This window comes from Cronobacter muytjensii ATCC 51329 (assembly GCF_001277195.1).
Taxonomy (GTDB): domain Bacteria; phylum Pseudomonadota; class Gammaproteobacteria; order Enterobacterales; family Enterobacteriaceae; genus Cronobacter; species Cronobacter muytjensii.
Genome location: NZ_CP012268.1, coordinates 3,350,427 through 3,369,688, shown reverse-complemented (window position 1 = coordinate 3,369,688; position 19,262 = coordinate 3,350,427). Strand labels below are relative to the sequence as shown.

The window sequence follows — 19,262 nt, the reverse complement described above, 5'->3', positions numbered from 1 at the left end:
CCATGCTATACAGAAAAGCCAGAAAGCTTCTCTCTTCCCCCGGCATGTTCCTGAGAGATTACCTGCTTAAAAAGCACCCGCTCATTTTTAATGAAATCCATTGTCCGGTAACAGAGGAGGGCGTGTTGCTTAAGCATGACCTCGCACTGGAGCGCATGTTTGAGGTTAACTTCCCGGTCGATGTGGTTTTTACCTGGGTTGATAACAACGACCCGCGCTGGGGCAGTAAATTTCAGCAGTACCGGCGCACTCATTTACAGCAGGGTGACAACGCCGACTGCGACCTGGCGCGCTTTGATAATCACAATGAAATCTATTACTCAGTGCTGAGCGTATTGCGTTTTATGCCCTGGGTACGTTTTATTTATATTGTCGTTGACGGGCATTCGTTGCCGTGGGCAGAACGTATTGCCAACGTTAAAATTATTTCGCATGAAGAGATTATCCCGTCGCAATATTTACCTACATTTAACTCGCACGTTATCGAAGCGCATTTACACCATATTCCTGGGCTTGCGGAACATTTTATCTATTTTAATGACGATGTTTTTGTGGCACGCGATCTCCCGGCCAGCCATTTTTTTAAAGGTAACGGTCTGGCATCGCTTTTTATCTCCCGCAAAAGCCTGACGGCGATGGCGCAGCGCGGAAGCACGACACCGGCCTTATCTGCGTCGTTAAATGCCAGAACGCTGCTGGCTGACGATACGGGGTTTACACCGGATGCGCCGTTGGCGCACACGTATGTGCCCTTACGCAAAAGCATGTTTACCGAGGCCCGGCAGCGATACCGCCAGCAAATTGATGCGTTTCTCTCCTGTAAATTCAGGAGCGATAACGACCTGAACCTGCCGACGTTCCTGGTGCCCTGGCTTGCCTACATCAGGGGAATGGCCGCGCCCGCGAGGGATATTTGTTATTACTTCAACGTACGCTCGCCCGCCGCGAAAATGCATTATCGGGCGCTGATTGACAGACGGCCGCATGATGGGGCGCCGCACTCCTTCTGCGCCAATGATTTTTCTTCACGTAACACAAGTATTCATCATTATCAGGACCAACTGATTGACATGCTGGAAACATATTTTGAAAATGGAACACACAAAAATGTTTAATAATAAACTTCGCAAGCTGGTAAGGGACCCCAAACTGTTCTTCAGCGACATGGCTGCCAATCAGGCGCGGAAACTAAGCAAACTGCATATTAAAAAAGAGGACGGGCATTACGAATATACGGTGGTCTCGGCGGTATATAATGTCAGTGCTTTTCTGGATGACTATTTTAAAAGCTTTATCAATCAGCGGCTGAAGTTTAAAAAGCATATTCAGCTGATCCTGGTCGATGATGGCTCGACAGATAATTCTGGCGACATTATTAAAAAATGGCAAAAGAAATATCCGAATAATATTATTTATATTTATCAGGAGAATGCCGGGCAATCTTCTGCACGTAATAACGGGTTGCAGCATGTGGCTACGGAGTGGGTGACATTTATCGACCCGGATGATTTTGTTGATGTCGATTATTTTTACAACCTCGACGCTTTTCTTTATCAGCATCAGGATAAAGACGTTAAAATGGTAGGTTGTAATATCATTATGTTTTATGAGGCTAAGAATCAATATAAAGATGCACACCCTTTGGCTTATAAGTTTAAAAAGGGCAATCAGCTGGTGTCGCTTGCTGAAATGGAAAAAGAGATCCAGCTTTCAGCCAGTACGGCGTTTTTCCGTACTGAAATGATCGCATCCAAAAACGTCTTTTTCGATGCCAGAGTGAAGCCTAATTTTGAGGATGCACATTTCGTTGCTCACTATTTACAAGGTGAAAAAAACGGACATGCCGCATTTTTAGCGCATTCAAAATATTTCTACCGCAAACGTGAAGATGGCTCGTCTACGCTGGATACCTCCTGGACTAAAAAAGAGCGGTTCACGCATGTTCCTGTGTATGGTTACCTGGACGTTTTAAAATCCTACGCCGAAAAAGAGGGTACAGTACCGGTAAATATACAAAGGACGGTCATTTATGAGATTGTCTGGTATTTGAAATGGTTAACTAATCATGACGCGCGTAGCGCCTTTTTGTCAGCAGATGAAAAGCAACGGTTTATTCATAAGCTCAAAGAACTATTTGGTTATCTCGATAAAAATACCATTATGAATTTCGAGCTGGCAGGCGCATGGTTTTACCATAAAGTGGCCATGCTGTCTTTTTTCAAAGATCTCCAGCCCGACGCGCAAATTGTGTATGTGGAGAAATACGATCCGCATAAACACATGGCGCAGCTTCGCTATTTTTCCAGCTTTGTCGGCCTTGAGCAGATTACGCTGGATGGCGTGGACGTGATACCGGCATATGCCAAAACTATCCGTCATGATTTTATGGATGAAACCTTAATTCTGGAACGACGTCTGTGGGTTGCGCTGGGAGACGCTCAACACATAACAGTATCTGTATCAGGATTGCCAACGCGTATTTCTCTTGGCGGAAAACAGCATAAAGATGGCCTGAACCCATGCGAAATTGTTAACTTTTTTTCTTGTATGATGCCTAAGTATGCAAAGAAAAAAGATTACATGGATGCCTGGGTTTTTATAGACCGCGACACTCAGGCTGATGATAATGCCGAACATCTTTATCGCTATGTTCAAAAAAACTATCCAGAAAAGAAAATTTTCTTTGCTTTAAAGCGAGAGTCACATGACTGGGCTCGTCTGGAAAAAGAAGGGTTTAACCTGCTTGAATTTGGTTCTATGGAGCATAAGCTTGCGCTCGGCTCATGCAGTAAAGTGATCAGCTCCCATGCTAATTACTACATTACTAATTTATTGGGCCCTAAAATGCTTACAGGAAGACACTTTGTCTTTTTACAGCATGGCGTCATTAAAGACGATCTCTCTGGTTGGTTAAACACAAAAGAAGAAATCAATTGCTTTATCACGTCATCATCAGCGGAGTATCATTCGATTAGTAATGATTTTACTAAATATTCTTGCTCTAAAAAAGAAGTCTTTTTGACCGGATTGCCACGGCACGACAAACTGATAGATAATCGCATTCAACCAGAAAGACTAATCGTAATTATGCCTACATGGCGACAAAGCATAGTCGGTAAGGTATTAGGAGATGGTGATGAACGTGAAATAAATCCATCTTTTTTTGAAAGTGATTTTGCTTTGCGCTGGAAAAGTTTTTTACAATCTCCACTGTTGGCTGAGTATGCTAAAAAGTATAGTTACCGTGTGGCTTTTTTTCCTCATTTTAATATTTTGCCTTATTTAGAGAAATTCGACGTTCCTGAGTTTATTGACGTTATTACTCATGTTACGGGTAGTATTCAGGAAACATTTAATCGAGCCGCGCTGATGATTACTGACTACTCATCTGTGGCTTTTGAAATGGCTGTTCAAAATAAACAAACAATCTATTACCAGTTTGACGCTAAAGAATTCTTTGCAGGCCATGTGTATTCAAAAGGCTACTTCGACTACCGTGAACACGGTTTTGGCCCGGTTGTCGAAACGGAAAAAGAGCTGTTTAAGGAGCTGAACACGCTGCTGAAAAATAATGCAGTGCCCTCTGCGAAAATCCTCAAGCGTATCAGCCAGACGTTCCCGTACCGCGACGGTCATAACTGCGAGCGCACTTATCAGGCTATCGTGTCGCTGGATGCGCCGTTGCCGCAAGGATTTGCCGATGCGGACATTCACCGCCAGTACGCCCAACAGGCTACTGCGGCCCGCCGCTGGGCGTTGGCCGAAAAACGCTGGCAGGCGTATCTGACGCTGACGCTCACGCAGGATGAGGACGCGCAGGGCTGCGCCGGGCTTGCCGAAGCGCTGCGTAAGCAGGGCAAAACAGTCGCGGCGCGTCAGATTATTGATGGCTGGTATGCCCGTTATCCTCATCAACGCCATCAGGCGCTCTGCGTCGCAAGCGCGCTTCTTGACATGGCGGAGCATCACTGGCAACAGGCAGCGGCGCACTGGCAGGCGGCTGGCGAGGCCAGCGTGGATAACGCCCGTTACTGCTACTCACTCTGTCGTAGCGAGCAGGTTTCCGTACTGGAGACCCTGTGTAAAAAAGTCCGTCCCGTGACAGGTTTCCATTACGCCCGCTTCTGTTTACTGCTGGCGAAGAAAAAATGGGCCGAAGGGATTGCCTATGTCGAGGCGCAGGGTGTTGATGTGGCGTCCCCGGAAAGCCTGGAGAATAAGCTTCTGATTACGCTTTCCTGGTGCTATCAGCAACTGAACAAGCTCAATGAGGCGCATCAGTGCCTGGTGAAATATGAAAAACATATTGAAAACGATCCGCAGTGCCGGTTGAAAATTGCCCGTCTGGCTTTTCTGCGCCAGAACTGGGAGAAGATCCTTACGCAGCTGAATAAAGCCTGCACGGATGTCGCCAGATTGCCGGATGAGCATCTTTATTACTATTGCGTGGCGTTACTGCGCACCGGTAAATATGCGGAAATGTATGTGCTTTACGGTACGCTGAATAGCGCCCTGAAAAATGACATTCGGTTCCTGAAAATTTATGCGCAGGCGTGTCTGGCGCTGAAGAAAACAAACGAAGCGATCGCGCTCTTTGAAAGCCAGAATAAACCGGATGATGAGTTCAGTCTTATCTATGCCGGGGCCTTAAAAGAGGCCGGGCGCTTTAGCCAGGCGCTCTTGGTAGTGCGCAATAAGATTGGCCGCTATAACCAGAAGGCATGGATGTTGCGGTGCGACCTGGCCCAGCTCTGCGAGGACTGGGATGATGCTTACGACTGCTGGCTGAATCTGTTGCGCCATTATCCGCAGCAGATGCCCGCCAATGCGGCGGAAAAACTACAAAACCTGCGGCTCCTGCGTGAGTTTTCCGTTAAGTCAGATATTCAACAATAAACGTTAATAATTTAAAAACAGGCGCGGGCTTTCTGCGCCTGTTTTTTTATGGAGTAAAAATGTCCGAGCAAACTGAAATTGTGAATGGCGTGCAGATCAAATACCGCTTTAAAAAAAGAAAATATGACACGCAGCATATGCTTTTTATTTTCAGCGGGTTTGGCGGGGCTGGCATGTTTACGTATGATTTCGCCAACGCCCTGCAGGATTGTCCGGCGTATGTGGTGTGGATCAAAGATGATTTTAACGATGCCTGTACTTATTACCTGTGTCAGAACAACGATTTTAGCGTCGAGCAGGCGGTTATCACCTTTATTGAAAACATGCTCGCACGTTATGGCCTTGATAAAACGCAGTGTACGCTGGCCGGGTTTTCAAAAGGTGGCAGCGCGGCGCTGTGGTATGGCCTGAAATACGCGTTTAAAAATATCGTTGCGACGGTTCCGCAGTTTCATATTGGCAGCTATGCGCAAAACAACTGGCCAGAGGTATTTACGCATATGACTGGCGATAAAAGCGAAGCGTCTGCCCACAGGCTGGATACGCTCTTGCCTTGCCAGTTAAGCGCTGACACGGCGTTTGATAAGAATATCTACCTGTTAACCTCTGAAGCCGACTGCCAGTATGAAAGCGAAGTAAAACCCTATATTCCCGTATTTCGGAAATACCAAAACTTTAATCTGTTTATGGCGCAGTCGATGCTTATCAGAGAGCATAATCAGGTTACGTCTTACCATGTGCCGCTGTTATTAGGGATTTTCTATTCTCTCTCTCAGGGCGCGGTTCCACGCTTTGGCGACTGCGCCCTGGCGGCGGATAATCGCGTGCTGCCGCGTCCGCTTAAGCCCGAGCCGGTCGCCGTGCTGAAAAAGATAGCCGTTAACGGCGCACGGCTGTTCCCGGAAGGCGTGGCGGTACTGAAAGGACTGAGTTGCGCGGAGTACCCGGATATCCAGGTGGATCTGGTGTGTAAAAACGAAAGGTGTGAAGAAGTTTTCCGCATCGCGAAAGCCCATCGCACGATTCTCACCCGCCAGCTTTACGATGAGGGGTTTGTGAATTACGACAAAGGCTGGTTCTGTACGGCGCGCTACGAAGGGCTTTCGCTGGCGGCATTACCTGCAGGGACATATCAACTGTGGCTTGATATTACCTGTCAGCAGACAGGGGCGCGCAAAGCGCTGGAAACCGACGCGGCCCTTGCTAACCGCGTGCTGGCGGCCAGCGAGGCGCTGGAGGTGTTCAGCGAAGGTACAAACGTGTACCTCACCCGTAAAGCGCACTCATAACCCGGCGAAAGGGTTCTCACGGCTGTAAAAGACGGCGTTGATTTGCGTGCGACGCATCAGATAAGCACGAAACGCCGTGAACAGTTGGTGATCCGGGCGAAAAGGCGTTTTCCAGAATGCATCCAGATTTCCCTGAAACGTAAGTCCTTCGATATCATACAGCGCCTTTCCCATCACCTTCAGGGGCTTATTGTGAATAAGCGCTGAGATCCCCACCGTGCTGTTAATGGTCACCACGCCTGCCGAATTGCTGAGCAGTTCCGGCAGCGGCAGGTCATGGATATAAATCACCCGTTCGCCCACGCCATAACGTTTGCTCAGTGCATTAATAAACGCGCGGTAATTCTGGTGTCCCCGGTCCATCGGATGATGTTTGATAACCAGTATCTGCGAGGGCGGGGCATGGCGCGCAAATGAGCCAAGCGTCTCCTCAATAAACGCCCGAATATCGTGATAATGACTGTGGCGCTGTAGCTGGCTGTCGTTAAAAACCTGCAGGATAGCCAGAAAATAGCGCCCGCGGTAGCCCGTCGCCAGCGCGCGGCGAATACTACGCTGCGTGCAGCCATACCAGAGCTTACGCACTGCGGCGCGCGCCCAGCATGCGCCTTCATACCAGGGTGAAAAACATTTGTGGTGTTGATAGTGCGCAAACGCGCGCTGACGGTAGCAGCCCATCAGATAATACCAGGCCGCGTGGCCGATACGCCGCAAGGCGGAAGGCGCGATACGCCTGACATCCGGTACGGGCAGCGCGGGCAAATCCCGATAAAACGCCGCCTCGCGCGGCAGCCCGGAAAACCCGTTCACCCCGTTCTCTTCAAGCGTGATAAAACACGGCCGTAAATAGCCCTCTTCAAAGACCAGAAAACGTATTCCCTTCGCTTGCGCCCAGCGGCGCGCGGCCTGATGCAGCGGCCGACAATCGCCGAAGCAGACCAGCGTATCAAACGGCCAGTCGCTGCGCGTCTCGCCAAGCCAGGCGCCGAAAGCGTCCGGCTCGCCGCGGTAGGCCTGGCTTTTTTCCTGGCGGCAGTAGAACTCATCGCCGCCGTTAAACGCCACCTGTCGCGCCTCGCGTCCTTTACTCTCTAACCAGTCGGCGAGATGACGAAAAAACGGCCCCATCGGCCCCTGTAATAACAGGTATTTCTGGCCGGAAAGCAGAGTATCAAGAGCGCTGCGCATCATGCGATATCACCGGAGGTCAAAAAAAGGCGTGAAAGAGATTGCGGGTTTTGTTCACCAGATGCCTGAGCACATTGCGCCGTGCGGTGAGGGCGCGATGGCGTGCCGGTGAGGCGCTCAGAATAGCGACCGCCTCTTCCACGCTCATCGGCGTTTTACGCGCCGGATGCAAATAGAAGGGGTAATCAATAAGCGTGGTGTGGATAAGCTCATGAAGCGAGAGCTGCCGGGCGCGGCGCGGGCAGGCGTATTCATCCTGCGTCAGCCCCCATCCGGCATAAAACGGCATGCCGTAACAAAACACCGTTTTGCCGCGCAGCAGCGCCTCAAAACCGGTCAGGGAGGTGAGAGTATGTACTTCGTCCACCTGTTCGAGCACGTCGGCGATATCCGCCCCGGTCGCGAGGCAATCCGCCCAGCGCAACGCGTCTTTACTGTCGGGCTCTCCGGCACGGTTACCCGCCACGACATCCGGATGCGGTTTGAACACGATATACGCCTGCGGATTTCTGGCGCGAACGGCGCGCAACAACGCTGTAACGGTCTGGATATGCTGCGTGCCGCCCCTGAGCGAGGCGTCATTGCTGACCTGACCCGGCACCAGCAGGATCCGCCGCCCCCAGGCGGCGACAGGTAGCCGCCAGGCGTCGCCGGCGTTATATTTGCTCACGCCGCTTTCGACAATGCGCTGGCGCAGCCGCTCAGCGCGCGCGGCCTGCGCTGAGGTCAGGCGTACGGCATTAAGCGCGACTTCCAGATCGCTCTGGCGCGTGGCGTCGTAATAGATGCCGCGTTTATCCAGCACCAGCGACAGCGGCGTATGGAGATCGGATCCAAGACCTACCGAGCGCAGAAAGCCGTCTTCCATACGCCAGACATCCATCCCGTGCGCACGGGCAACGGCCTGCCAGCGCGCTTCGCCAGCGGTTCCCCAGACCACACAGGCGTCGGCGGGCAAGGCGCGGCGGGAAAAGCGCAGATGGTTACCTGCCGTGGCGAGAAAGGGCTTCAGAATACTGCGTTTCCAGAGCGTCAGCCCGGGCGCCCACAGCGTGCCTCGCAGCGCCAGTTGGTGCCGACGGCGCAGCGCCAGATATTCCAGCACATCAAACAGCGTGCCGGGCTGGTTTGTTTGCGGGTTCAGGTAGCGCGCGTAGCGTAAATACGCTGCGCTCACCAGCGCGAGAAGCGTCGCATTGCCGCGGCGTGCCGCGAGCGACTGCGCCGCGGGATGGCGATCGTCCGTCAGTCCCCATCCCGCATACCAGGGCTGCCCAAAGCAGACCACCGGTTTGCCCGCCATCAGCGCTTCGAAACCATACTGCGACGTCACGGTATAGACGCGCTCCACATACCGCAGCAGCGACTGCGGGCTGACGTCCTGTGTTATCAGCCGAACGCCGGCGTGCCGGGGCAGATCGCACAGGTAGCCGCGCTTCTTGCCGTGTAATACGTCCGGATGCGTTTTAACCCAGATTTCGGCATCCGGGTTTTCCGCTCGGGCAATATCAAGCATTAGCCGGAATGTCGCGGCACTTGCGTTACCGAACGTGACGGAAACATCCCCCAGGGTTTGATCGACCACCAATACCGCTCGGGCAGCGGGCGTGCCGTCAAAGGGCGGCGCGTGGTTATATTTCGCAAGATCGCCCTCTACGATAAGCCGCATCGCCTCCTGCGCCTGCGCGCTGAGCGCGGCGTTGCCGGGCGAGTCCTGAATAAGCTTTTCAAGCGCGCTCGGGCGGCTGGCATCGTAGTAAATGCCGTCGTCATCAATAACCAGCGAGAGCGGCGGATATCCCTGCGCCGCCGGGCCGGGCGAGCGAATAAAACCATCCTCAAGACGAATGACGTTAAGCCCGGCCTGGCGCGCGCGGGCAACGGCTGTCGCCGCGCTGGGTCGACAGCCCCAGACGGCGATGGCAGTGATCTCAGGTGGGATCGCCCGTCGCCGCGCGAGTTTACGACAGGGCATCGCCAGCAGGTGCGCTAAGCCCGGAATGCGCCAGATGCCCGGCGAGAAGGTGCCGATGAGGATGGGTTTCATCATTACAGCGTCAGGATGACTTTCGCCGCGACGGCGAGCTGGTAGAGGATGGTCGAAATACCGCGCGTCACTTCGATATTCTTCGACTCATACTTCGGCAGAACCATCAGCTCGTCGCCTGGCTGCATTTCATCGACCTCTTCGGCGTCCAGCGCTGCGCCGTTCTGGCGAATGACAATGACTTTCGCGCCGCTGGCCTTCTGCGTCATGCCGCCGCATTTGGCGATGTAATCTTCAGGATCGAGCCCTTTCTCCCAGGTGACGGCGTTGGGGAACAGCACTTCGCCATGCACCATCACCAGTGACGTTTTCTCCGGAATGGTGATAACGTCGCCATCTTCCAGCAGCACCGAATCGAGGTTATTTTCGCTCAGCACCACTTCGCCCTGCGGCACGACGGTGCGGGCTTTCGCCACAAAACGGCTCACCAGCTGCGCCTCCTGCATACGCAGGCGTGACTCTTCCTGCGTTGAGGACTGCGCCGACAGCGACGCCTGTTCCAGTTTTTGCAGCGCCAGGTCGAGCATCTCTTTCTGGCGCAGCGCGACCGAACGGCGGTACAGCTTAATGGCGTTTAACTGCGACATGCTGTTCGGACGCAGCTTCGCCAGCACCTGGCGCATCGTGGCGCCGTAAGGCAGCACCATTGCATGTTCGCCGGAGTGCGCGCCTTCCACGCGCACCTGGATAGTGCCGGTATAGCGGTCGGAGCTCACCACCATTCTGTCGCCATCCTGAAGCGTGCGGCTGGATGCCTCACCAATCGGAAAATATTCACTCTGTTTCATCGCGCCCTGCTGGCGCACCAGCGTGACGTGCGTCGCGCCCGGTTTGGGGCGCGCCCAGCGCAGCGCCTCAGAGACTGGCATGCGCTCCTCGGTGAATTCAAAGTCGTAGCTGTTGAACACGTCACCTTCGACGCCGAACGTGTGCTGGCGCGGGCCGACGATAATGGTGTCACCATCGGCGAACTGCGACAGGCTTAGGCTGCCGTTGAGCAGAAAATCATACAGGTTTACATGGGAGCGCGTTTTCGTGCCACGCTTGACGGTGATATCGACATAGCTGCCGCGCTCGCTGTCGACGCCGCCCGCTTTGCTGAGATAGGAGAGCAGCGAATCGGACGCCACGCCGCCGTAAAGCCCGGGCGTGCGCACGTAGCCGGTGACAAACACTTTCACCGGCTGCGCCTGCAACAGCGAAGCGTAAACATTGACGTTAGACTGATAAACCTCTTTGACGCGCATGATAACCAGCGTGTTGAGCTGGCTGTTCGTGACGCCCGCCACTTTCAGCGGACCGACGTTTGGCAGAAAAATATTGCCTTTCGGATCGACGGTAAGCGTGCCGTCATAGGTGAACGCGCCCCACAGGCGCACCTGAATAGTATCGCCGAGACCAATCACATAGTTCGGGTTAAACGCGATGCTGGCGCCGCCCTGCGCGCCAGGCGAGGTAAAGAGCTGCGCGCCGAACATGCGGCTCATCACGGCGGCAGGCGCGGGCAGCGGCGTGTTATCGAAACCGTCCGCGCTGGCCGGCGCGGATGACGTGGGCATGAGGACTGGCGCTGCGCCAGTCAGCGCCGGGTCGGCAGTTAAATCAAGCGCGCTGGCGCTGGCCGTCAGACAGAAAAAAATCAGTGAGGCGGATGAAACGTTTTTCATAACTCTCTCAGGAATTAAAGCGGCAGGGTTAAGCTCGGTGATCGTCAACGATCGCCAGCAGTAGTCTGAGCGTGCCGAACAGCAGGCAGCAGATCAGTAAACCACTGGCTAACAGGTAGAGCGTCTCGGGATAGCGTGATTCTTCCGCCAGCTGGGGGGAGCTGATGACTGACAGGCTTTTCAGCTTGCGAGCCGCCTCCACGCGCGTTTTTTCGATGGCCGTCAGGGCAAGCTGATACAGATCGGTATCGAACGTCACCCGGGATTTAAGCTCGTCGAAATCCGCCGCCACACGGTTGAGCCGGTCGCCTTCCGGGGCCGTAATGTTGTTTTTCTCTTTTTCGATCTGCGCGTTGATGGAGGCCAGCGTGTTTTTGGTGGTCACGACCGGCGGCGCGTCTTCACGCAGATAGGTCAGCAGCGTGCGCAATTCCGTTTCCAGCCGGATCTTTTGCTCGGTCAGATTGTTGACCGCCGAGCTCGCCGCGACGGCAGAGGCCTGCGGATCCAGCATCTGGTTACGGTTCTGAAAGGCGAGCAGGGCGCTTTTGCTGGCATCCAGCCGCTGACGCGCTTTTTCCAGCTCGCCTTCGGCAAATGCCTGCTGATCGCGGGCGATGTGGTGCGAAAGCTCGTTGATAAAGCGTTCGGATTCTTTCAGCACCGCCTGGTTAAAGCGCAGGGCGAATTGTGGCGTGAACCCCTGGGTTTCGATGGTCAGCAAACCGTTTTTGTTGTCGTAACGAATGGCGATGCGGTGGCGGTAGTAATCGAGAAACGCTTCGGCGGTCGCGTTAGCGGAAAGGTGATAAAAAATATCCAGCCCGCTTGCGCCAAACGCCTTTTTAAAATCGAGCTGGCGGTCGAGTATTTTTAGCAAATCCGGCGAGTGCAGATACTCTTTGAGGTAGAGCGCGTCTTCGGCGGAGCTTGGGTTGGAGGCGCCCATCAGCAGGCCGATATTCAGGCTGCTGCTGTCGATGTCACTGGCGCGCTTGATGGCAACCTGTGATTCGCTCACATAGCGCGGCTGGCTGAAAATCAGCAGGTAAACGGCCAGCAACATTACCGGCGCGCCAATCACGATTTTCGCGCTATGGCGCTGAAAGATGACCACGCTACGGGAAATATCCCGTCGCCGTATCCATGCTAAAAGGAGCTTAATTTTATTGAGCACTGTGTGAATACCATTAATTTCGTGAATAAATGATAGATATATATTTTTATAAAAAATGCTATTGCTACGGGCGGCGGCTTTTATTGCCATCACCCGGTAAAATATTGCCGTCTGCCAACAGGAAACGGCCAGCATAACCTTAAGCCCTGGCGGTAACCGGTAGTAAATCTAAAAACTGACTGTCGGTTTTATGTATTGACGGTGAAAATGATAAAAAGCGAGGAGAGATGACGTTAACGACGCGCAGATGGCGGTCTGTTTAACCCTGACACCGATTCCGTGACATTTTCAATCCATGAAAATAATAAACGCCAATAATAAAGTTTCTGCTAACGGACGGCGCAAAAACCTTATGAAACCCAAAGAGCCAAATATGGTTTATTAATTACCATAATAGGGGTGAATGAACAAGAAATCGGCAATAAATCGGAGTTAAGGGCGGGTATAAATCTTAAGAATAAGGCAGATGAAAAACGGCCTTCCTGAGAAGGCCGTGAATGACATTACTTGGCGATACGTTTGTATTTAATACGCTTTGGCTCCAGCGCATCCGCGCCGAGCGTGCGTTTCTTATACTCTTCGTATTCGGTGAAGTTACCTTCAAAGAACTCCACTTTGCCTTCATCCTGATAATCCAGGATATGCGTGGCGATACGGTCAAGGAACCAGCGGTCGTGCGAGATAACCATCGCGCAGCCCGGGAACTCCAGCAGGGCGTTTTCCAGCGCGCGCAGGGTTTCGATATCCAGGTCGTTAGTCGGTTCATCGAGCAGCAGCATGTTGCCGCCAACCTGCAGCAGCTTCGCCAGATGCAGACGACCACGCTCACCGCCGGACAGCTCGCCGACGCGTTTGCCCTGGTCAACGCCTTTAAAGTTAAAGCGGCCTACGTACGCGCGGCTCGGCATCTCGGTGTTGCCGATTTTCATGATATCCAGCCCGCCGGACACTTCTTCCCAGACGGTTTTGCTGTTGTCCATGGCGTCACGGAACTGGTCGACGGACGCAAGCTTCACGGTTTCACCAAGCGTAATGGTGCCGCTGTCCGGCTGCTCCTGCCCGGACATCATGCGGAACAGCGTGGATTTCCCCGCGCCGTTCGGACCGATGATGCCGACAATCGCGCCTTTCGGCACGGAGAAGCTCAGGTCATCAATCAGCACGCGATCGCCGTAGGATTTACGCAGATTGCTGACTTCCACCACTTTATCGCCCAGACGCGGTCCCGGCGGAATAAAGAGTTCGTTGGTTTCGTTACGTTTCTGGTACTCGGTGCTGTTGAGCTCTTCAAAGCGCGCCAGACGGGCTTTGCCCTTGGACTGACGGCCTTTGGCACCCTGACGCACCCACTCCAGCTCTTTCTCTATGGATTTACGGCGCGCGGCTTCCTGAGACGCCTCCTGGGCCAGACGCTGATCTTTCTGCTCAAGCCAGGAAGAGTAGTTGCCTTCCCACGGAATGCCTTCGCCGCGGTCAAGTTCGAGGATCCAGCCCGCAACATTATCAAGAAAGTAACGGTCGTGGGTGATCGCCACCACGGTGCCTTCGAAATCATGCAGGAAGCGCTCCAGCCACGCCACGGACTCGGCGTCCAGGTGGTTGGTCGGTTCGTCGAGCAGCAGCATGTCCGGCTTTTCCAGCAGCAGGCGGCAGAGCGCCACGCGGCGGCGTTCACCACCGGAAAGGTTCGCGATTTTCGCGTCCCAGTCCGGCAGACGCAGGGCATCGGCCGCGCGCTCCAGCTGGACGTTCAGGTTGTGGCCGTCATGGGCCTGGATGATTTCTTCCAGTTTGCCCTGCTCGGCGGCGAGCTTATCGAAATCGGCGTCCGGGTCGGCGTAGAGCGCATAGACTTCGTCCAGACGCTTAAGCGCGTTAACCACTTCAGATACCGCCTCTTCGACCGATTCACGCACGGTGTGTTCAGTGTTGAGCTGAGGCTCCTGCGGCAGGTAGCCGATTTTGATGCCGGGCTGCGGACGGGCTTCACCTTCGATATCTTTATCGATGCCCGCCATGATGCGCAGCAGGGTGGATTTACCGGCGCCGTTCAGGCCCAGCACACCGATTTTGGCGCCAGGGAAAAAGCTCAGAGAGATATTCTTCAGAATGTGTCGCTTCGGCGGAACGACTTTGCCGACGCGATGCATGGTGTAAACGAATTGAGCCACGTTGGACTTCGCCTCTTATCATGATTAAGGGTTTAACAGCTGCGAAGTTTAGCTGTTTTCAACGCTTAATCCCAGCCAGCAACGCCGCGAATGCGGCAGACGAGACATTAAAGCGCGAATGGTAAAAAAATGTTCACGACATGGCGCAACGGCCTTCGCCTGGTTAGCATGAAGTATCTGAGAATTTCAGGCGGCATGAGGCTGCCGGTCAGTCAATTAACATGAGGAAGGATTGTGGGAACATCCAGACAGGCCGTCTGGCGGTGGCTGGCGGCAGGCGTCTGCCTGCTGGCGCTCGGCCAGGCCGCACGCGCCGATTCGCTCGACGAGCAGCGCAGCCGCTATGCGCAGATCAAACAAGCGTGGGATAACCGGCAGATGGACGTGGTGGAGCAGTTAATGCCCACGCTGCAAACCTATCCGCTTTATCCCTATTTGCAGTACCGCCAGCTCACCGATGACCTGATGAATCAGCCCACCCTTACGGTGCAGCAGTTTATTCAGGCGAACCCGACGCTGCCGCCGGCGCGTTCGCTCAACTCCCGCTTTGTGAATGAACTGGCGCGCCGCGAAGACTGGCGCGGCCTGCTCGCCTTCAGCCCGCAACCGCCGGGCAGCACCGAGGCGCAGTGCAATTACTATTACGCGAAATTTAACACCGGCGACGCGCAGGGCGCGTGGCAGGGCGCGAAAGATCTCTGGCAGACCGGGAAAAACCTGCCGGCGGCGTGCGAGCGTCTCTTTGACGCCTGGCGCACCTCCGGCGCGCAGGATCCGCTGGCCTACCTTGAGCGTATTCGTCTTGCGATGAAAGAGGGCAATACGCGGCTGGTGAGCTCGCTGGCAAGCCAGCTACCGTCTGATTATCAGACCATCAGCAGCGCGCTGGTGAGCCTCGCGAACGATCCCAACAGCGTGATGACGTTTGTGCGCAGCGTCGGCGCGACCGACTTCACCCGCCAGATGGCTGCGGTGGCGTTCGCAAGCGTCGCCCGTCAGGATGTTGAAAACGCCCGGCTGATGATCCCCTCGCTCATCCAGGCGCAGCAGCTTAACGACGCGCAGGCGCAGGAGCTGCGCGATATCGTGGCGTGGCGTCTGATGGGCAACGACGTGATCGCCGAGCAGGCCCGCTGGCGTGATGACGCGATTATGCGTTCCGAATCCACGTCGCTTATTGAGCGCCGGGTGCGTATGGCGCTCGGCACAGGCGACCGCAGCGGCCTGAATACCTGGCTTGCGCGTCTGCCGATGGAGGCGAAAGAGAAAGACGAATGGCGCTACTGGCAGGCGGATCTCCTGATGGAGCGTGGACGCGACGACGAGGCGAAAACCATTCTGCATTCGCTGATGCAGCAGCGCGGCTTCTACCCAATGGCGGCGGCGCAGCGGCTTGGCGAGGATTATCCGCTGCGCGTGGACAAAGCGCCAACGGTTAACGCCGCGCTGTTTGAAGGCGCGGAAATGGCGCGCGTGCGCGAGCTGATGTACTGGGGGCTTGATAATACTGCGCGCAGTGAATGGGCGAATCTTGTCACCAGTCGGAGCAAGCAGGAACAGGCGGCGCTGGCGCGTTATGCATTCGACCGTAACTGGTGGGATCTGAGCGTACAGGCGACGATCGCCGGCAAGCTGTGGGATCAGCTCGAAGAGCGCTTCCCGCTGGCATATAAAGATCTGTTCGCCCGCTACGTGAGCGATAAAGCTGTGCCGCAGAGCTATGCGATGGCGATCGCGCGTCAGGAGAGCGCCTGGAACCCGAAAGTGCGCTCGCCGGTCGGCGCGTCGGGCCTGATGCAGATAATGCCCGGCACCGCGACCCATACGGTGAAGATGTTTAATCTGCCAGGCTACAGCAGCAGCGCGCAGTTGCTTGACCCGGAAACCAATATCCAGATAGGCACCAGCTACCTGCAGTATGTCTATCAGATGTTCGACAACAATCGCATCTTCGCCTCCGCCGCGTATAACGCCGGGCCGGGACGCGTGCGCACCTGGCTTGGCAACAGCGCCGGGCGCATCGATGCGGTGGCGTTTGTTGAAAGTATTCCGTTCTCTGAGACGCGCGGCTATGTGAAAAACGTGCTGGCTTATGATGCCTATTACCGCTATTTCATGGGGGATAAGCCGGTGCTGATGAGCGATGCGGAGTGGCGCCGCCGTTACTGATCGGCGGTGTTGTGCTATGCTGGCGTACTAGTGAACGAGTATGGCGGCATCCGATGACTCAACATTCAACTTATTCCGCGGCCCAGGCCGAACAGAGCCATCAGGAGTGGCTGCGCTTTGTGGCGCTCCTGAAGCAATCTTTTGACGACGAGCTTCATCTTCCCCTGTTAACGCTGCTGCTGACGCCGGACGAGCGCGCCGCGCTCGGTACGCGCGTGCGCATTATCGAAGAGCTGTTGCGCGGCGAGATGAGCCAGCGCGAGCTGAAAAGCGAACTCGGCGCGGGGATCGCAACAATCACCCGCGGCTCTAATAGCCTGAAAGCGGCGCCCGCCGAGCTGCGCCAGTGGCTTGAACAGGAGCTGTTGCAGGCTCAGCGGTAAATCGCGTTATGAAAGGGGCTTAAGGCCAGGATCACCGCCTGATGGTAGACGCTGCTGCGCGTCAGCTTGCCGGCGGTGAAAATACCGATAGCCCCTTCTTTACGTCCAATTTCGTCAATGCCTGTCCAGGCGGACATAACCGGCCCCAGCGCCTTTCCGGCTCGCACTTCTTCGAGTATCGACGCCGGCAGCGGCAGCGTCGCAGAACGCGCTTCGCCGCGCTGTTGCGCGCTTTCAATCACCACCCAACTGAAGGTGCTGCCTTCATCAATACCGGCTTCAATCGCCACCCAGTAGTCGGCTTGCGGACGCAGCGCGCGGGCGTTGATGACGCGCTGGCGCGCGCCCGTGCGCGTCTCGTCGCTCCCCAGCGGCTGTTCCGGCACGCCGCTATCGACGGAGACGGCGTCAATATGGCAGGATGCTTCGCCGAAAATCTCGCTAAATGCACGCAGAATCGCCTGAATTTTGGCTGGATTCGTCGTGGCGCAGACAACATGGTACATAATTAATTCACACTCACAGACGTTTAAGTCGCAGCAGTATAACGGATAAAAAGCATGTTACAGGTATATCTGGTTCGCCACGGTGAAACGCAGTGGAACGCCGAGCGACGCATCCAGGGGCAATCGGACAGCCCATTGACGGAAAAAGGGGAACACCAGGCCATGCAGGTGGCGCAGCGCGCCAAAGCGCTTGGCATCACGCATATCATCAGCAGCGATCTGGGGCGTACCCGGCGTACGGCGGAGATTATCGCCCAGGGATGCGGCTGCGACGTGATACTGGATCCGCGCCTGCGCGAACTGGATATGGGCGTTCTTGAACGCCGTCATCTCGACACGCTCACCGAGGAAGAAGAGGGCTGGCGTCGACAGCTTATCAACGGCACGCCTGAAGGACGCATTCCGCAGGGCGAGTCGATGCAGGAGGTGAGCGATCGCATGCACGGCGCGCTGAACGCCTGCCTTGATTTGCCGCAGGGCAGCCGCCCGCTATTGGTCAGCCACGGCATGGCGTTGGGTTGCCTGGTGAGCACGATCCTCGGTTTGCCTGCGTACGCGGAGCGTCGTCTGCGCCTGCGCAACTGCTCGATTTCCCGCGTGGATTATCAGCAGAGCCCGTGGCTCGCGTCCGGCTGGGTTGTGGAAACCGCAGGCGATGTGTCGCATCTCGATGCGCCTGCGCTGGATGAGTTACAGCGTTAACGGCGGATGGGGATCAGGTATTCGCAGCGCAGGCTGATGCTGCGATCCTGAGCGCGGGTATCTTCCGTCAGAAAATAGCGCTCAATATCCTGGCCGCGGCGGCGCGTCAGACCCAGCGCGGGCATGCAGGTGCCGTAGACCGTCAGGATAAACTCCTGCACGCCGGTGCCTGGCCCTTCATAGGTGAACTGCACGTAGTCGCCGCCTTCCAGCGTCACCGGATGCGTGTGCTCCACACAGCCGTCGGCCAGCGGCTCCGGCAGCGCTGTGGTGTAAAAAACTTCCTGCTCATCGTCTTTTTCCACGCTCGGGCGTGATTCGTTGAGGCCGTAAAACACCGGCGGCAGGACAGGGCAGTTCGCCAGGAACTCGCGCCAGAACTGAACGCGCATCTCCTGGCGAAACGCCGAGATTTGCTCCAGCGCGCAGGTGTAGCTCTGTGTGAGTCCGGTTAAATGCAGTGGCGCGAGCGTCACAAACTGATGCGGCGGCGGCGTGAATGCCTCAAGACGGATTGGCGGACACATTCCCTTTGCGTTCCAGTCCGGCGAACGGCGATAGAGCGCTGGCGTCAGCGAAAACTGTTTTTTAAACGCGCGGGTAAACGTTTGTTGCGAGTCGAAACGGTATTGCAGCGCGATATCAAGAATAGGACGAGCGGTCAGACGCAGGGCGACGGCGGATTTCGACAAACGGCGCGCGCGGATATACGCGCCAATAGCCTGGCCCGTCACCTCTTTGAACATCCGTTGTAAATGCCACTTGGAATACCCGGCTTTGGCCGCCACATTGTCCAGAGACAAGGGGTGATCAAGATGGCCTTCCAGCCAGGTGAGCAGATCCCGAATGATCCCAGACTGATCCATATATAATCCTCATCCTTAAACGCAGTGCCTGAAAAAGTGGGTAGCGAATAGTAGCATTTTTTGTTCTTCTGGCATTCAGTGTTTTCTTTTGCTGATTAGGCAGGATCTGCTGCTGCAAAATGTGATTTTGAGTAACAATGTGATCTGTAAGGTTTTTTGTTCGAGCTGTGAATAATCACCAAACGTAACCTTAAATGAATG

At 55.1% G+C, this 19,262-nt stretch carries 13 protein-coding genes; 6 read left to right on the top strand and 7 right to left on the bottom strand.

Annotated elements, in window-relative coordinates; all coding sequences use genetic code 11:
* Positions 1 to 2 precede the first annotated feature (2 nt).
* Genes AFK63_RS15435 through AFK63_RS15425 form a run of 3 tightly spaced genes read left to right on the top strand, consistent with a single transcriptional unit; the run spans position 3 to position 6,185 of the window.
* Positions 3 to 1,115: a Stealth CR1 domain-containing protein gene (locus AFK63_RS15435; RefSeq protein ID WP_038865078.1), complete on the top strand. Its 1,113-nt coding sequence runs from the start codon at positions 3 to 5 to the stop codon at positions 1,113 to 1,115.
* Positions 1,108 to 4,896, top strand: coding sequence for a CDP-glycerol glycerophosphotransferase family protein (locus tag AFK63_RS15430; RefSeq protein WP_053531582.1), 3,789 nt, complete (start codon positions 1,108 to 1,110; stop codon positions 4,894 to 4,896). Before AFK63_RS15435 ends, AFK63_RS15430 begins: the two co-directional genes overlap by 8 nt.
* 59 nt (positions 4,897 to 4,955) lie before the next feature.
* On the top strand, positions 4,956 to 6,185 hold the full coding sequence (locus tag AFK63_RS15425) for an alpha/beta hydrolase (RefSeq protein ID WP_038865064.1): 1,230 nt from the start codon (positions 4,956 to 4,958) through the stop codon (positions 6,183 to 6,185).
* Here the strand turns inward: AFK63_RS15425 and AFK63_RS15420 are convergent.
* From AFK63_RS15420 to ettA, 5 genes are all read right to left on the bottom strand, one after another.
* Positions 6,180 to 7,376: a capsule biosynthesis protein gene (locus AFK63_RS15420; protein WP_038865055.1), complete on the bottom strand. Its 1,197-nt coding sequence runs from the start codon at positions 7,374 to 7,376 to the stop codon at positions 6,180 to 6,182. The genes AFK63_RS15425 and AFK63_RS15420 overlap by 6 nt on opposite strands.
* Positions 7,377 to 7,392: 16 nt before the next feature.
* The gene (locus tag AFK63_RS15415) at positions 7,393 to 9,420 is read right to left on the bottom strand and encodes a capsular polysaccharide biosynthesis protein (protein WP_038865070.1); all 2,028 of its coding nucleotides are present in this window, start codon (positions 9,418 to 9,420) and stop codon (positions 7,393 to 7,395) included.
* A gap of 2 nt (positions 9,421 to 9,422) precedes the next feature.
* A complete protein-coding gene (locus AFK63_RS15410) occupies positions 9,423 to 11,087 on the bottom strand; it encodes a polysaccharide biosynthesis/export family protein (protein WP_038865053.1) in 1,665 nt (554 codons plus the stop codon).
* Positions 11,088 to 11,115: 28 nt separating this feature from the next.
* Complete coding sequence (locus tag AFK63_RS15405) at positions 11,116 to 12,264, bottom strand: capsule biosynthesis protein (RefSeq protein WP_038865068.1); 1,149 nt, start codon at positions 12,262 to 12,264, stop codon at positions 11,116 to 11,118.
* Between the two features lie 503 nt (positions 12,265 to 12,767).
* A complete protein-coding gene (ettA, locus tag AFK63_RS15400; protein WP_038865051.1) occupies positions 12,768 to 14,435 on the bottom strand; it encodes an energy-dependent translational throttle protein EttA in 1,668 nt (555 codons plus the stop codon).
* Positions 14,436 to 14,669: 234 nt separating this feature from the next.
* Between ettA and sltY the strand changes: the two genes are divergently transcribed.
* Together sltY and trpR are read left to right on the top strand one after the other, a co-directional pair.
* A complete protein-coding gene (sltY, locus tag AFK63_RS15395; RefSeq protein ID WP_038865049.1) occupies positions 14,670 to 16,604 on the top strand; it encodes a murein transglycosylase in 1,935 nt (644 codons plus the stop codon).
* A gap of 53 nt (positions 16,605 to 16,657) precedes the next feature.
* Entirely contained in the window at positions 16,658 to 16,987 is a 330-nt protein-coding gene (gene trpR, locus AFK63_RS15390) for a trp operon repressor (RefSeq protein WP_007730112.1), read from the top strand.
* Here the strand turns inward: trpR and yjjX are convergent.
* Positions 16,978 to 17,493, bottom strand: coding sequence for an inosine/xanthosine triphosphatase (gene yjjX / locus AFK63_RS15385; protein WP_038865046.1), 516 nt, complete (start codon positions 17,491 to 17,493; stop codon positions 16,978 to 16,980). The genes trpR and yjjX overlap by 10 nt on opposite strands.
* 54 nt (positions 17,494 to 17,547) lie before the next feature.
* Between yjjX and gpmB the strand changes: the two genes are divergently transcribed.
* Positions 17,548 to 18,195 (top strand): 2,3-diphosphoglycerate-dependent phosphoglycerate mutase GpmB, encoded by a 648-nt coding sequence (gene gpmB, locus AFK63_RS15380; protein WP_038865044.1) that lies wholly within the window; start codon positions 17,548 to 17,550, stop codon positions 18,193 to 18,195.
* Here gpmB and robA read toward each other — a convergent pair.
* Positions 18,192 to 19,061, bottom strand: coding sequence for an MDR efflux pump AcrAB transcriptional activator RobA (robA, locus tag AFK63_RS15375; protein WP_038865042.1), 870 nt, complete (start codon positions 19,059 to 19,061; stop codon positions 18,192 to 18,194). The two genes, gpmB and robA, sit on opposite strands and share 4 nt — an antisense overlap.
* Positions 19,062 to 19,262 lie beyond the last annotated feature (201 nt).

Coding starts and splice junctions, on each gene's coding strand:
- AFK63_RS15410 (WP_038865053.1), bottom strand. CDS start 11,087: ATGAAAAACGTTTCATCCGCCTCACTGATTTTTTTCTGTCTGACGGCC.
- AFK63_RS15415 (WP_038865070.1), bottom strand. CDS start 9,420: ATGAAACCCATCCTCATCGGCACCTTCTCGCCGGGCATCTGGCGCATT.
- gpmB (WP_038865044.1), top strand. CDS start 17,548: ATGTTACAGGTATATCTGGTTCGCCACGGTGAAACGCAGTGGAACGCC.
- AFK63_RS15430 (WP_053531582.1), top strand. CDS start 1,108: ATGTTTAATAATAAACTTCGCAAGCTGGTAAGGGACCCCAAACTGTTC.
- robA (WP_038865042.1), bottom strand. CDS start 19,061: ATGGATCAGTCTGGGATCATTCGGGATCTGCTCACCTGGCTGGAAGGC.
- AFK63_RS15435 (WP_038865078.1), top strand. CDS start 3: ATGCTATACAGAAAAGCCAGAAAGCTTCTCTCTTCCCCCGGCATGTTC.
- trpR (WP_007730112.1), top strand. CDS start 16,658: ATGACTCAACATTCAACTTATTCCGCGGCCCAGGCCGAACAGAGCCAT.
- AFK63_RS15425 (WP_038865064.1), top strand. CDS start 4,956: ATGTCCGAGCAAACTGAAATTGTGAATGGCGTGCAGATCAAATACCGC.
- AFK63_RS15420 (WP_038865055.1), bottom strand. CDS start 7,376: ATGATGCGCAGCGCTCTTGATACTCTGCTTTCCGGCCAGAAATACCTG.
- yjjX (WP_038865046.1), bottom strand. CDS start 17,493: ATGTACCATGTTGTCTGCGCCACGACGAATCCAGCCAAAATTCAGGCG.